The organism is Shivajiella indica (assembly GCF_042683085.1).
Lineage (GTDB): Bacteria > Bacteroidota > Bacteroidia > Cytophagales > Cyclobacteriaceae > Shivajiella > Shivajiella indica.
On record NZ_JBHUIV010000034.1, the window covers coordinates 225,277 to 239,497 of the forward strand.

At 36.8% G+C, this 14,221-nt stretch carries 13 protein-coding genes; all 13 read left to right on the forward strand.

What is annotated here, in order from left to right:
• The first annotated feature begins 208 nt into the window (after positions 1 to 208).
• The 13 genes from ACFSKV_RS19890 (at position 209) to ACFSKV_RS19950 (ending at position 14,215) form a co-directional block, all read left to right on the forward strand.
• The gene (locus ACFSKV_RS19890) at positions 209 to 565 is read left to right on the forward strand and encodes a carboxymuconolactone decarboxylase family protein (protein WP_380806901.1); all 357 of its coding nucleotides are present in this window, start codon (positions 209 to 211) and stop codon (positions 563 to 565) included.
• Entirely contained in the window at positions 558 to 920 is a 363-nt protein-coding gene (locus ACFSKV_RS19895) for a hypothetical protein (RefSeq protein ID WP_380806903.1), read from the forward strand. The genes ACFSKV_RS19890 and ACFSKV_RS19895 overlap by 8 nt, the downstream gene beginning before the upstream one ends.
• Before the next feature lie 31 nt (positions 921 to 951).
• Positions 952 to 1,722 (forward strand): exodeoxyribonuclease III, encoded by a 771-nt coding sequence (locus ACFSKV_RS19900; RefSeq protein ID WP_380806906.1) that lies wholly within the window; start codon positions 952 to 954, stop codon positions 1,720 to 1,722.
• 31 nt (positions 1,723 to 1,753) lie between these two features.
• Positions 1,754 to 2,152: an ATP-binding protein gene (locus ACFSKV_RS19905; RefSeq protein ID WP_380806907.1), complete on the forward strand. Its 399-nt coding sequence runs from the start codon at positions 1,754 to 1,756 to the stop codon at positions 2,150 to 2,152.
• A gap of 1 nt (position 2,153) precedes the next feature.
• Positions 2,154 to 2,576, forward strand: a complete 423-nt coding sequence (gene ybeY, locus ACFSKV_RS19910; protein ID WP_380806908.1) for an rRNA maturation RNase YbeY — start codon at positions 2,154 to 2,156, stop codon at positions 2,574 to 2,576.
• A gap of 85 nt (positions 2,577 to 2,661) precedes the next feature.
• Complete coding sequence (gene mnmG, locus ACFSKV_RS19915; protein ID WP_380806911.1) at positions 2,662 to 4,527, forward strand: tRNA uridine-5-carboxymethylaminomethyl(34) synthesis enzyme MnmG; 1,866 nt, start codon at positions 2,662 to 2,664, stop codon at positions 4,525 to 4,527.
• Positions 4,527 to 5,429 (forward strand): class I SAM-dependent methyltransferase, encoded by a 903-nt coding sequence (locus ACFSKV_RS19920; protein WP_380806914.1) that lies wholly within the window; start codon positions 4,527 to 4,529, stop codon positions 5,427 to 5,429. The genes mnmG and ACFSKV_RS19920 overlap by 1 nt, the downstream gene beginning before the upstream one ends.
• A complete protein-coding gene (locus tag ACFSKV_RS19925; protein WP_380806916.1) occupies positions 5,426 to 7,138 on the forward strand; it encodes an Ig-like domain-containing protein in 1,713 nt (570 codons plus the stop codon). The genes ACFSKV_RS19920 and ACFSKV_RS19925 overlap by 4 nt, the downstream gene beginning before the upstream one ends.
• Positions 7,139 to 7,595: 457 nt before the next feature.
• Positions 7,596 to 9,356 carry an AMP-dependent synthetase/ligase gene (locus ACFSKV_RS19930; RefSeq protein WP_380806918.1) on the forward strand — a complete coding sequence of 587 codons (1,761 nt, stop codon included), beginning with the start codon at positions 7,596 to 7,598 and terminating at the stop codon, positions 9,354 to 9,356.
• Positions 9,357 to 9,558: 202 nt separating this feature from the next.
• Complete coding sequence (locus ACFSKV_RS19935) at positions 9,559 to 10,032, forward strand: MarR family winged helix-turn-helix transcriptional regulator (RefSeq protein ID WP_380806919.1); 474 nt, start codon at positions 9,559 to 9,561, stop codon at positions 10,030 to 10,032.
• 14 nt (positions 10,033 to 10,046) lie between these two features.
• Positions 10,047 to 12,452 carry a 3-hydroxyacyl-CoA dehydrogenase/enoyl-CoA hydratase family protein gene (locus ACFSKV_RS19940; RefSeq protein WP_380806921.1) on the forward strand — a complete coding sequence of 802 codons (2,406 nt, stop codon included), beginning with the start codon at positions 10,047 to 10,049 and terminating at the stop codon, positions 12,450 to 12,452.
• Positions 12,453 to 12,568: 116 nt separating this feature from the next.
• Positions 12,569 to 12,940: a four helix bundle protein gene (locus ACFSKV_RS19945; RefSeq protein ID WP_380806923.1), complete on the forward strand. Its 372-nt coding sequence runs from the start codon at positions 12,569 to 12,571 to the stop codon at positions 12,938 to 12,940.
• 99 nt (positions 12,941 to 13,039) lie between these two features.
• The gene (locus ACFSKV_RS19950) at positions 13,040 to 14,215 is read left to right on the forward strand and encodes a thiolase family protein (RefSeq protein ID WP_380806924.1); all 1,176 of its coding nucleotides are present in this window, start codon (positions 13,040 to 13,042) and stop codon (positions 14,213 to 14,215) included.
• Positions 14,216 to 14,221: the final 6 nt, after the last annotated feature.

Below are 14,221 nucleotides of genomic sequence, written 5' to 3' on the forward strand. Positions count from 1 at the left end.
GGTTAGGGGAAGTTTTGAAATACAGAAGCTACACAACTGATCCTCGAAGTCAAAAAGGCTCTTTCTACAAAGGCAGCATGTTTTGGGAAATACCAAGGATAAAAAATCTTCTAAAAAATGGAAACGCATACTTAAATTGACTTGTTAAAAATAAATGACTATAAAATACCTATTATATTTGCAGGTTAAAATAACATCCTAAAAATTAATGAATTTAATTGAAGAATTCAACGCCTACAGAAGCGAAATGAATGAGAAAATTATGGCTTCTGACAATAAAGTGATCAAAAGATTTTTCAATCTGGATACCAATACCTATGCAGCAGGAGCTTTGGATGTAAAAACCAAGGAAATGATTGGTTTGGCATGTTCAATGGTATTGCGTTGTGATGATTGTATCAAATACCATTTAGGAAAATCATATGAAGCTGGAATGAACAAAGAGGAGATATTTGAGGTATTCTCTATAGCTACCATCATTGGAGGATCTATTGTGATTCCACATTTGAGGCGTGCTGTTGAATATTGGGAATTATTGGAAAAAGAAGGAAAAAAGGATGTTTAAAAAAGATCTGGATCTTGAAAAGCGTTGGGGAAAATTACTATCCGGTTTACATGAATTGATTGGTAAAAAGCCAAACGACCTGAACGGGGTCCTTTTTCTCATAGGGGTGCAGGAACTGGGTCAGGGCAATAAAACATTTACCAAGGAACAAAAGCAGGACTTGATGCATATTGCCATATGTAAGGTTTTGAGCTTGGCAGGTTTCTATGAATTGGATTACATCGATCAGGATGGCTGGCCTCATTGGAAGTTATTGAAAAAGTTACCTCATTTCGATATACTGGAACAGGAAAAATTGTTGAAAATCCAGGTATTGGAGTACTTCGAAAAAGAGTTTGACATTGAAATCAAATAAAAGATAATCAAGCATTTATAATCTAAATCAAATGAAAATCGTATCCTATAATGTCAATGGTATCAGGGCAGCAATGAACAAGGGTTTTGCTGAATGGCTTCAGAAAACGAATCCGGATATCATTGGCTTACAGGAAGTAAAAGCGCTGGAAAACCAAATCGATAAATCCATATTTGAGGATATGGGATATCATATCTATTGGTTTCCTGCGGTAAAAAAAGGTTACAGTGGTGTAGCCATATTAAGTAAGGAAAAGCCAAAAAATGTCACCTATGGAATGGATTATTCCGTATACGATGATGAGGGTAGGATGATAAGGGCAGACTTTGAAGGGTTTTCATTTGTCTCGGCCTATTTTCCATCTGGAACAACAGGGGATATCCGTCAGGATTTCAAGTATCAGTTTCTGGATGATATTTATGGATATTCACAGGATTTAATAGAAAAAATCCCTAATTTGATCCTAAGTGGTGATTATAATATCTGCCACAAACCGATAGATATTCATAATCCTGTTGCCAACAAGAATTCCTCTGGATTCTTGCCTGAAGAAAGAGCCTGGATGGATAAGTTTACGGAATCCGGATTTCAGGACAGCTTTAGGTTGTTCAACCTTGATCCGCATCAATACACTTGGTGGAGTTATAGGGCTGGTTCAAGAGCAAAAAATTTGGGTTGGAGGATAGATTACCATATGGTAACAGATAGGATGAAAGATAAGGTTAAAAATTCCATTATAATGCCTGATGTTCATCACTCTGATCATTGTCCGATATTAATTGAGATTGACAATAAAAAGTAGAAACGTTTCACAAATTATCTATAAAAGATTCATGAAATCTATTAAAATTTCTATTCCCTCACTAATTGAGAATATAAAAATCATAGAGAGTTTCATTGATAATGCAAGGGAAAAATATGCTATCAATGAAGATATCTATGGTAATATTATGATTTCTGTGACGGAATGTGTCACCAATGCTATCATACATGGAAATAAACTGGATAGAAAAAAGGTCGTAGATTTAGAATTACATTTAGATGATAATCAGGTTACTTTTGTCATTCTAGATGAGGGGAAAGGTTTTGATTATGATCACTTGGAAGATCCTACTGCTCCTGAAAATTTAGAAAAATCAGGCGGGAGGGGAATTTTCATCATGAAGCATCTATCAGATGAAGTGAAATTTGAGGAGAATGGAAGAAAGGCAATTTTAACTTTTTATATGTAGCATGGCCATTTTGTTTTTTGAAGAAGATATCAAATTTTCTTTACGAGGAAAAAATAAATATAAAAATTGGTTAAAATCCATAGCAGCGACTAAAGGACTATTCATCAGAAATCTCAATTATATATTTTGCAGTGATGAGTATCTCTATCAGATTAACATGGAATACCTCAATCACAAAACCTATACAGATATCATTACTTTCGACAACTCAGAAGATAACAAAATTATAGAAGGAGATATTTTTATCAGTATAGAAAGAGTGAAAGATAATGCCGAAAGAGAAAATGTAACATTTGAAAAAGAATTACAAAGAGTAATCAGCCATGGTCTCCTGCACCTGATGGGTTACAAGGACAAATCAAATGCTGACAAAGCGATGATGAGGCAAATGGAGGAAAGAGCTTTGGCCATGATGGATGAGTAACTGTTTCACGTGAAACAGTTACCAATTAAACAAATGAGAAATCAACAAGCAAGTGTTTCACGTGGAACACTCAAAAAAGAACAATATGTTTCCAATATATGATGTAATTGTAGTAGGTGCAGGTCATGCAGGATGTGAAGCAGCACACGCTGCAGCAAAGATGGGTTCAAAAGTATTACTATGTACCATGAACATGAACACCATTGCACAAATGTCCTGCAATCCTGCTATGGGAGGTGTCGCTAAAGGACAGATTGTAAGGGAAATTGATGCCTTAGGTGGAATGTCAGGAATAATTTCTGACAAGTCCATGATTCAGTTTAGAATGTTAAACAGGTCTAAAGGACCAGCCATGTGGTCTCCTAGAACACAAAACGACAGAATGCGGTTCGCAGAAGAATGGAGATTGGCATTAGAACAAACCCCCAATGTAGACTTTTGGCAGGAAATGGTCAGTGGGCTAGTGGTAAAAGGGAACAAAGTAACAGGTGTAAGAACAGGAATTGGGCTAGAGATTATGGCCAAATCTGTAGTATTAACCAATGGAACATTTTTAAATGGAATTATCCATATTGGAGAAAAACAATTTGGGGGAGGCAGAACAGGAGAATCAGCAGCTAAAGGAATTACTGAACAATTGGTTTCACTTGGTTTTGAGTCAGGAAGGATGAAAACAGGTACACCTCCAAGAGTAGATGGCAGATCCTTGGATTATTCTAAAATGGAAATACAGGAAGGGGACGAAGATCCCGAAAAGTTTTCCTATTCAGATGAAACAAAACCCCTAGAAAAACAAAGAAATTGCTGGATTACCTACACCAACAAAGAGGTACACCAAACTTTAGAGACCGGTTTTGACAGGTCTCCTATGTTCAATGGCAGAATACAAGGACTTGGCCCCAGGTATTGCCCATCAATTGAAGATAAAATCAACCGATTTGCAGAAAGAGAAAGACATCAAATATTTGTTGAACCGGAAGGATGGGAAACAGTTGAAATCTATGTAAATGGTTTTTCCACTTCCTTACCGGAAGATGTACAATATTCAGCAATAAGAAAAATTCCAGGCTTTGAACAGGCAAAAATGTTCAGACCCGGTTATGCGATAGAATATGACTTCTTCCCACCTACTCAGCTCAAATTAACCTTAGAAACACACCTAATTGAAAACCTATTCTTTGCAGGCCAAATTAACGGAACTACAGGATATGAAGAAGCAGCTTCACAAGGACTCATAGCAGGGATAAATGCAGCAAAAAAAGTAAAAGAAGAAGAACCTTTTATATTAAAAAGATCAGACGCCTATATAGGTGTACTGATTGATGACCTCATCAATAAAGGTACAGAGGAACCATACAGGATGTTTACTTCAAGGGCAGAGTTCCGACTTTTATTAAGACAAGATAATGCAGATCTGAGATTGACTCAATTAGGGCATCAAATAGGTCTAGCGGATGATATCAGGTTGGAAAAAATGATGGATAAAAAATCAGAAACAGCCAGGTTGGTCAATGACTTAAAGCAAAAAAAACTGTCCCCTGATCTTATCAATGCCGGCTTAGAAGAATTTGAAACCGCTACAATCAAAGAGAAAATAAGTGTTGAAAAATTGCTCAAAAGGCCACAAATAGGGTTACAGGAAATAATGGCATTGGATAAAGAATTAAAAGCATACTTATCCAAATACAAGAAAGAAGTACTTGAACAGGCGGAAATTCAAATTAAATATGAAAGTTATATCGAAAAGGAACAACAAATGGTGGAGAAATTAAACAATATGGAAAATTTCAAAATACCTATGAGTTTCGATTATCTATCAATTCCAGCACTATCTGCAGAAGGCAAACAAAAATTAAATAAAATCAAACCAGAAACTTTGGGCCAAGCATCCAGGATAAGTGGGGTTTCTCCAGCAGATTTATCCATATTAACAGTCTACTTAGGAAGATAATGGAAAATAAAGAAAGATTGAAAAAATGCCCACTATGCAAAAGTGGGCATTTTCTTAATTTTAGAGAAGCCATTGATTATTCAGTTAGTAAAGAAAAATTTATGCTCTGCAGATGTACAGCATGTCAATTAATATTTACCAACCCACGGCCGAATTTAGAATCTATTTCTCAATATTATCAGTCTGAAAATTATATCTCCCATCAAAATAAAGCCAATAATCTTACCAATATCCTTTATAAATTAGTAAGGAATATAACCCTCCGTCATAAACTTAATTGGATAAACGAATTTGCTATAGAAAAAGGAAATTTGTTGGATTACGGATGCGGAACAGGACATTTTCTAAAAAAGGCAAAACAGAATGGATGGAAAGTAATTGGTGTGGAACCCAATCCAACTGCTAGGAAAATAACAAAAAGCAAAAAAATTAAGGTTCATTCGGAAATTAATAAAATCAAAAAAGAATTCAAATTTAAGGCTATTACTCTTTTCCATGTATTAGAACATATCCATGAATTAAGAAAAATAGGTAAAAAAATAGTTTCTCTTTTAGAAGACAAAGGATACCTATTTATTGCAGTCCCCAATATCAATTCAAAGGATTCTATTATCTATGGGGATAAATGGGCAGGATTAGATGTACCCAGACATCTTTACCATTTCACCCCTGAGACAATGGAAATATTTGCACAGGAAATGGACTTAATAATTATTGACAAAAAACCCATGAAATTTGATAGTTACTACGTATCTCTATTGTCAGAAAAATATTTGGATCCAAATTCATCAGCAATCAAACAATTTATAAAAGGGTTTTTTAATGGATATAGTTCCAATCGCTACGCTAAAGGACATCAATTTAATTATTCAAGTATTTTGTTTATTTTAAAGAAAAAATGAAATATTTATATAAAATATTGGGATTAATTTTAATATTATCAATTTATTCTTGTGCAAAGCAAAGTACGCCAATGGGTGGACCCAGAGATGAAGATGCTCCCCAATTACTTTCAATAACACCCGAAATAGGATCATTAAATACCAAACCAAGTACGATTGAAATAGAATTTAATGAATATGTAAAGGTTGAAAATCCAAACAAGCAGATCATCATCACACCGAGGATAAAAAAAGATGAAATGGAGGTGGCGACCAACAGAAATAAAGTCATTATTAAACTCAATCAGGAATTGGAGGACAGTACGACCTATGTATTCAACTTCCAAAAAACCATTAAAGATATTACTGAAGGAAATCCTCCTGAAAATTTAAAATTGGTTTTTTCAACCGGTCCTGAAATTGACAGTTTGACCTTTTCAGGAAATGTGTCATACTTATTTCAACAAAGAGATACTAAACTTAAAGATATCCTCGTCGGATTGTACGAACTATCCGACACTACCAATGTACTTACTGCACCACCCTATTACATAGCACAAGCAGACTCAATTGGAGATTTTATCATTGAGAATATAAAATCAGGAGAATACCTCGCCTACGCATGGCATGATGCCAACAATTCACTAAAAGCAGAAGAAAAACAGGAAGATTATTCTTTTATATTAGACACCATTCGAATTGATAAAGACATATCTGGAGCAAAATTTTATTTAACAAAAGCTGATTTAAGCGATTTTAAAATCAACAGAACCAGCAATATTGGAAATCACTTTGATCTGGTATTAAGTAAGTATCCTGTTGAGATAAAAATAGAAAATGAATCCTTAAATAAAGAACTGTTCTACAGTCAATCGGACAAAAACATAAGATTATATCATACTAGCTTAAGAAATGACAGCACTGAAGTTAAAATAACATTAACTGATTCAGTAGGATTCAAAATTGACACCACCCTATATGCCAAATTCTTAGAGAGTGAAAGAAAAAAAGATCCTTTAGAGGTACAAACAGGCGGTAAGAAGAACTTTGTAGACAAACTGGTCGCAGAGTTTAAGTACAATAAACCTTTACAAAAGATTAATTATGATTCACTCATCATCAAGTATGACACTGCTTCGGTTATACAGGTTCAAAAAGATTGGGTATTCTTTCCAGATAGTTTAGATAGGACAAAATTATTCATTGTATGGTCCGTACCTGACTCCATAACCTACGAATCATTCACATTATCAGCAGCTGATTCCACATTTTACGATATCGAAAATCAGACAAATGAAAAGAAAATAGAAAATACTTTTAGAAAACTTAAGCAGGAGACTTTAGCAGAAGAAATAAAGGTAAAAGTGAATACTCCAGAACTACCCATAATTGTACAAATTCAGGATAAAAAAGATGAAATTATTGCAGAACAATACCTTACAGAAACAAATGAAGCAGTTTTCAAAAATATAGATCCTGGCATCTATTACATCAGAGCCATAATTGATAGAAATAAAAACAGGAAATGGGATACATCCAACATGCTGGAAAATAGATATCCAGAGCCAGTATATTACCTGGAAAATCCAAATGACAATAATAACAGGGATACAACCATAAGAGGGGGTTGGGTATTGGAATTAAACATAGAACCAAGAAGATCTCCTGGTTTACCTATAAATGAAATGGAAAATATTCCCAAAAAGGAGAAAAATAATGTAGATAAATAAATTATTTTTTGTGGATTATTGTCAATAAGATGGGCAAAAAACATCAGTTATCCCTATCCCAATAATAGGATAGGGATTTACTTTTTACATAGGGTTCCTAACTATTAATTCTTCAACACTTATTCACAAAATACCTAACAGTACTTTTTAGACAACTTAACTAAAATAATTTACCAACATCATTTAAGGAAAATATTGTAAAATATTATAAACCAAAGAATAATAAGATGAAAAAGATGTGGATTGAGCGTGGATAATTAAATCATAAAATTCAAAATAGATGTGGGAAAAAAAGAGCAGAAAATTTATCAACAAATCCACAGCTTAATAGATACAATAAATTTATTTAAATAAATAAAATAATATAAATATAGGCATGTGGAAATAGTCTAAATCTTCGGTTTTGTTTTAATGAGACCTTTTTCATAATTTCAAATAATTCTCAACCCAAAATAATATGCAGATCACCCGACTATTTGATTTAATTAATTATCAGATTGCAACATATGATAAGGAAGTTGCTTTGGCCAATAAAATTGATGGACAATGGAAAACCTATTCTTCCAGAGATTTAAAAAGTATAGTGGATAATTTAAGCCTGGCATTTTTACAAACTGGAATTAAAAAGGACGATAAAGTTGCTATAATTTCAAATAATAGACCTGAATGGAATTTTATTGATTTGGCTTTGCAGCAGATTGGAGCCATATCTGTTCCCATGTATCCAACAATTTCTTCAGAGGATTACAATTATATTTTCCATCATGCAGAGGTAAAGAAAATTTTTGTTGGGGACAGAGAAATTTTTGAAAAAGCAAAAGAAGGGTCCAAAGACATGGATGCTGGAATAGTTTCATTTGATAAAATTGAGGGTTGTGATTATTGGGAGGATTTTATGGCTTTGGGGGAATCGGGTGATCTCTCCGACTTGGAAAATAAAAAAGAGGCTGTGAAGACCAATGACCTCTTTACCATTATTTACACTTCCGGTACCACCGGAAGGCCTAAAGGAGTCATGTTGACCCATGGTAATGTAATTCATAATCTCTATGCTATACAGGATATTCTCATTGTCCCTAAAGGAGAAGCCAAAGCCTTAAGTTTTTTACCTCTATGTCATATTTACGAAAGAGCTGGATCCTTTGCCTTTCTATTTATGGGCATCTCCATATATTATGCAGAAAGTATGGAAACTATTGGAGAGAATTTAAAGGAAGTACAACCGCATGTCTTCAATACTGTTCCTAGATTGTTGGAAAAAGTATATGATAAGATTGTATCCAAGGGGTATGAGTTGTCCGGAATAAAAAAATCCCTCTTTTTCTGGGCACTTAATTTGGGATTGAAATATGAGCCGAATAAAAATCAGGGTTCTTGGTATAATTTTCAACTGAAATTGGCCAATAAGATTATTTTCAGCAAATGGAGAGAAGCATTGGGTGGAAATGTTATGCAGATCAATTCTGGAGCATCAGCTCTTCAGCCGAGGTTGGCCCGGGTATTTTGGAGTGCGGGGATACCTGTCTGTGAAGGTTATGGCTTAACCGAAACTTCTCCGGTTATTTCAGCTTCTATTTGTAATCTTAAAGATATCAGGATTGGAATGGTTGGAAGAATTGTTAAAGATGTAGAAGTAAAAATTGCGCCGGATGGAGAAATAATCGTCAGGGGACCCAACGTCATGCAAGGGTATTATAAGCAACCTGATTTGACTGCAGAAGTACTTGAACCGGATGGATGGTTTCATACAGGGGATATTGGTGAATTACATGAAGGAAACTATCTTAAGATTACTGACCGGAAAAAAGAGATGTTCAAAACATCTGGTGGAAAGTATATTGCTCCTCAGCCTATGGAAAATAAGTTTAAGGAATCTCCTGTCATTGAACAGATTATTGTGGTCGGAGAAAACAAAAATTACCCAGCCGCATTGATTGTTCCAAGTATTTTAGGTTTGCAGGACTGGTGCAAGCATAAGGATATACCTTATACCAACGATAAGGAAATGCTTCAAAAACCTGAAATATTAGATAAATTTCAAAAAGAGATAGATAACCTCAACAAATACTTTGGCAAGTGGGAACAGATCAAAAGGTTTAAGGTACTATCCGCACAATGGAGTGTAGACACTGGGGAACTCACCCCTACCATGAAACTTAAAAGAAAGGTCATCCATGAAAAATTTGCCAAGGAAATTGAAGAATTGTATTCATCTTAAATTATAGAAACTTATTTTGATAGAATAGGTTTTTTCAAAATATTTCAATTAAATAGAACTATCTTTTGATCTTATTCAGAAGATAGTTTTTTTTATGATTAAATAATTAAATTAATATTTCTTATGCATGCATAACTTTTTTTGAATTTAGTATGCATGCATACAATATTTTTCTTACTTTAGACGTATTAAAAATATGTCTATGAAACGCGAGGAAACAGTTGATTATCACATTAAAAGTGCTTGGCATGCCATTTCACGCATGTATAATCAAAAGGCGGCTTTGGAGGGTTTCACTACTTCCATTGGTTTTGTGCTCATCAATATTAATTCAAAAGAAGGAACTCCGGCTACCAAAATAGCTCCATTAATGGGTTTGGAAGCAAGAAGCCTGACCAGGATGTTAAAAAACATGGAAGAAAAAGGATATATATACAAACAACCTGATCCAGTAGACAAGAGATCCGTTAGGATTTTTCTAACCCCTGAGGGTAAAAAGAAAAAAGAAATTTCCATCAAGACCATCAAGGAGTTTAATCTGATGGTCAGGGAAGTGGTATCCGAAGAGGAATTGCAGACATTCTTTGGAGTATTTCAGAAAATTAACAAAGTGATCGAGAATTTACAATCCGAAACTATTAGCGAAACGTACGATAGCCATCTGTACGACATTTAAACCCAAATTATTGTATGAAAAGAACCATTAAAAAAGTTGCCATTTTAGGTTCAGGGGTAATGGGTTCAAGAATAGCCTGTCATTTTGCCAATATTGGTGTACAGGTATTATTGTTGGATATTATTCCCTCGGAACCCAATGAGGAAGAGAAGAAAAAGGGGCTTACCTTGACTGACAAAGTGGTCAGGAACAGGCCTGTGAATACGGCTCTGGAAAATACCTTAAAAGCGAAACCTGCATCTTTGTATGATGCCTCCTATTTTTCCAGAATTTCTACCGGGAATTTTGAGGATGATCTTGAAAAAATAAAAGATTATGATTGGGTTATTGAAGTGGTGGTAGAACGCCTCGATATCAAGAGATCCCTTTTTGAAAAGGTCGAAAAATTCAGGAAAAAAGGAACCTTAATTACTTCCAATACTTCAGGTATTCCCATGCATTTGATGTGCGAAGGGAGGTCAGAAGATTTTCAGGAGAATTTTGCGGGTACACACTTTTTCAACCCTCCAAGATATCTGAGGTTATTGGAGATTATCCCTGGACCAAAAACCAAGCCGGAAATCGTTGACTTTTTGATGGATTATGGAGATAGATTTTTGGGCAAGGAAACAGTTTTGTGTAAAGATACCCCAGCTTTTATAGCAAACAGAATAGGAGTATATGCGATCATTTCCGGGATGCATGCCATTGAAAAAACCGGAATGGGTGTTTCGGAAGTAGATAAGTTGACTGGGACAGTGATAGGAAGGGCGAAATCGGCCACCTTCAGGACCATGGACGTCGTTGGATTGGACACCACAGTAAATGTAGCCAACAACCTGTATAAAACATTGACCCATGATGAATCCAGGGACAAATTCCTGTTGCCCAATATTGTGAAGGTATTGTATGACAACAAATGGTGGGGGGATAAGACAGGTCAGGGTTATTTCAAAATGATCCGTCATAAAGATGGTACCAAGGAACTGAAAGAACTTGACCTAAAATCGTTTGAGTATAAGGATGTGGAAAAACCTAAGTTCAAGGCATTGGAAGCATCCAAGGAAATAGATGATCTCAAAAAGAGGATAAAATTCTTGGTCAACTTTGAGGATAAAGCAGGAGAATTCTATAGGACATCTTTCTATGATCTTTTCAAATATTGTTCCCACAGGATTCCGGAAATAGCCGATGAACTGTACCGAATTGATCAGGCAGTATCGGCGGGTTTCGGTTGGGAACTCGGCCCATTTGAAACTTGGGATGTTCTTGGGGTGAAAGAAACAGTGGAAAAAATGGAGGCTGCAGGAGAAAAGGCTGCAACATGGGTACATGAGATGCTTGCTTCCGGTAATGAATCTTTCTACAAAGTTGAAGGCGGTATCAGAAAGTACTATGATATCCCCAGCAAATCCTACAAAGTGATTCCGGGTACGGATGAATTTATCCTATTAGATACACTCAAAGGAGGAAATAAAAAAATCTGGGGCAATGCTGGTACAAGCCTTTATGATCTTGGAAATGATGTCATCGGTTTGGAATTCCATACTAAAATGAATTCCATTGGCCAGGAAGTGATTGAAGGCATTAATACAGCTATAAACATGGCTGAGAAATCATATAAAGGATTAGTGATTGGAAATGAAGGAGGCAACTTCTCTGCTGGAGCTAATCTGGCCATGCTTTTCATGTTTGCAGGTGATCAGGAATTTGATGAAATCAATTTAATGATTGCAGGTTTCCAAAATACCATGATGCGGGCAAGATATTCTTCGGTTCCGGTGGTGGTAGCCCCTCATAATATGGCTTTGGGAGGAGGTTGTGAATTGTCTCTTCACGCTGATGCAGTGCAGGCACATTCAGAATTGTATATGGGTTTGGTAGAATTTGGTGTGGGTCTGATTCCTGCCGGTGGGGGCACCAAAGAAATGACCTTAAGATTTTCCAATGAAACTAAGGCAGGTGATGTAGAGCTGAACCGCTTGCAGGAATACTTCATGAATATAGCCACTGCTAAAGTCTCCACTTCAGCCGCTGAAGCAAGAGGCTTAGGATACCTTCAGACCAAAGATAGCATCACATTGAATAGAAAACGTGTTTTAGCAGATGCCAAAGCCAAGGTGCTTTCCCTCTTTGATGCAGGGTATACACAACCTGTTCAACAAACCAATATCAAAGTATTGGGTAAAACGTCTCTTGCCCTATTTGAAGCAGGAATTACAGGTATGTTGTATGGCAATTACATTTCTGAGCATGATGCCAAGATTGCCAGGAAATTGGCCTGGGTGATGTCTGGAGGTGATCTTTCCTCCCCAACCGAAGTAAGTGAACAGTATTTACTCGATCTGGAAAGAGAAGCATTCCTCAGTCTGACCGGAGAGAAAAAGACGCTGGAGAGGATACACAGTATCTTGTTTAAGGGAAAACCGCTGAGAAATTAGAGGCGAGAAACGAGAAGCGAGAGACAAGAAGCAAGAGACGAGAAGCGAGATGCGAGAAGTGAGAAGCTAGAGATTAGAAGTTAGAAATTAGAATCAAAACTTTAAACTAATGATTTATGAAGCTGAGACATAATTTTAAAAACCTTAATGTTTGGAATAAAGCTGTCGATTTGGCTGTAAAGATTTATGAAACAACAACTTCGTTTCCATCAGATGAGAAGTTTGGAATGACTTCTCAGATGAGAAGGTCAAGCGTTTCTATTCCATCAAATATCGCTGAAGGAACAGCCAGAAATTCTTCAAAGGCTTTTACAAATTGTCTTGATATCAGTCTTGGGGAGAGTTTTGAACTCGAAACCCAATCGATAATTGCTAGAAGAGTAGGTCTCTTAAATAAGTATGAATTTGAGTCTATCAATCAAGATCTCGATGAAGTCCAAAAGATGATCATTGGTCTCAAATCAAACATTGAATCAAATCCTTACTAGACTCGAGTCTAATCTCTCGCATCTAGTTTCTCGCTTCTACAACCTTATCGAGCAAACAAAAACCAATTTTAACAATAAACTCATTAGAACACTTACAAAATGGAAGCATATATAGTCAACGGATATAGATCGGCGGTAGGAAAGGCCAAAAAAGGTGGCTTTAGGTTTTACCGCCCGGATGACCTGGCAGCGGATGTGATCAAGCATCTGGTGGCCCATACTCCTGGCTTGGAAAATAAAATGGTGGATGACCTGATTGTTGGCAATGCCATACCAGAAGCCGAACAGGGCATGCAGATGGGCAGGATGATTTCACTTCTTGCCTTGGGCGTGGACAATCCCGGTTTCATCATCAACAGGTATTGTGGGTCTGGACTGGAAGCCATTGCCCTTGCAGTGGGAAAAATAAAGGCCGGAATGGCAGACTGCATCATTGCAGGAGGAACAGAATCCATGTCTTTGCTACCGATGATGGGTTACAAGACTGCTCTGAACTGGAAAATTGCCTCCCAAACACCGGATTACTACCTGAGCATGGGTTTGACAGCAGAAGAGCTGGCCAAAGACTATGAAATTACCCGTGAGCAAGCAGATGAATTCTCTGTTCGTTCCCATGACCGAGCATTGAGAGCCATAGCAGAATCAAAATTCAAAGAAGAGATTGTGCCGGTAGAAGTGGAGGAAACCTACGTGGACGAAAAAGGAAAAAGAAAAACCAGAAAGTTTGTGGTCGATACCGACGAAGGTCCAAGAGCGGGGACTTCCTTGGAAGGATTGGCCAACCTGAAACCAGCCTTTAAGATGAACGGACAGGTGACTGCGGGCAATTCCTCCCAAACATCTGATGGGGCAGCCTTTGTGGTTGTCATGTCAGAAAGGATGGTCAAAGAACTGAATTTAGAGCCTGTAGCGAGAATGATGTCTTATTCCGTAGCCGGGGTAGAGCCCCGTATCATGGGTATTGGTCCAAAAGAAGCAGTGCCAAAGGCATTGAAACAGGCAGGATTGACTTTGGACAAGATCGATCTGATTGAGCTGAACGAAGCGTTTGCTGCCCAAGCCTTAGCGGTGATCAAATCCCTGGATATGGATATCAATAAAGTAAATGTCAATGGTGGAGCGGTTGCCCTTGGTCACCCGCTAGGATGTACAGGAGCCAAACTCTCCGTACAGCTCTTCAACGAACTCCGCAGACAGAACAAGAAGTACGGTATGGTGACTGCTTGTGTCGGAGGAGGACAGGGGGTTGCAGGGGTATTCGAATTATTGAAATAGAAGCGA

What these genes read in the sequence shown, in the direction of transcription:
- ACFSKV_RS19920 (WP_380806914.1), top strand. Translation starts at nt 4,527, where the DNA reads ATGGAAAATAAAGAAAGATTGAAAAAATGCCCACTATGCAAAAGTGGG.
- ACFSKV_RS19940 (WP_380806921.1), top strand. Translation starts at nt 10,047, where the DNA reads ATGAAAAGAACCATTAAAAAAGTTGCCATTTTAGGTTCAGGGGTAATG.
- ACFSKV_RS19945 (WP_380806923.1), top strand. Translation starts at nt 12,569, where the DNA reads ATGAAGCTGAGACATAATTTTAAAAACCTTAATGTTTGGAATAAAGCT.
- ACFSKV_RS19935 (WP_380806919.1), top strand. Translation starts at nt 9,559, where the DNA reads ATGAAACGCGAGGAAACAGTTGATTATCACATTAAAAGTGCTTGGCAT.
- ACFSKV_RS19950 (WP_380806924.1), top strand. Translation starts at nt 13,040, where the DNA reads ATGGAAGCATATATAGTCAACGGATATAGATCGGCGGTAGGAAAGGCC.
- ACFSKV_RS19925 (WP_380806916.1), top strand. Translation starts at nt 5,426, where the DNA reads ATGAAATATTTATATAAAATATTGGGATTAATTTTAATATTATCAATT.
- ybeY (WP_380806908.1), top strand. Translation starts at nt 2,154, where the DNA reads ATGGCCATTTTGTTTTTTGAAGAAGATATCAAATTTTCTTTACGAGGA.
- mnmG (WP_380806911.1), top strand. Translation starts at nt 2,662, where the DNA reads ATGTTTCCAATATATGATGTAATTGTAGTAGGTGCAGGTCATGCAGGA.
- ACFSKV_RS19930 (WP_380806918.1), top strand. Translation starts at nt 7,596, where the DNA reads ATGCAGATCACCCGACTATTTGATTTAATTAATTATCAGATTGCAACA.
- ACFSKV_RS19900 (WP_380806906.1), top strand. Translation starts at nt 952, where the DNA reads ATGAAAATCGTATCCTATAATGTCAATGGTATCAGGGCAGCAATGAAC.
- ACFSKV_RS19895 (WP_380806903.1), top strand. Translation starts at nt 558, where the DNA reads ATGTTTAAAAAAGATCTGGATCTTGAAAAGCGTTGGGGAAAATTACTA.
- ACFSKV_RS19890 (WP_380806901.1), top strand. Translation starts at nt 209, where the DNA reads ATGAATTTAATTGAAGAATTCAACGCCTACAGAAGCGAAATGAATGAG.
- ACFSKV_RS19905 (WP_380806907.1), top strand. Translation starts at nt 1,754, where the DNA reads ATGAAATCTATTAAAATTTCTATTCCCTCACTAATTGAGAATATAAAA.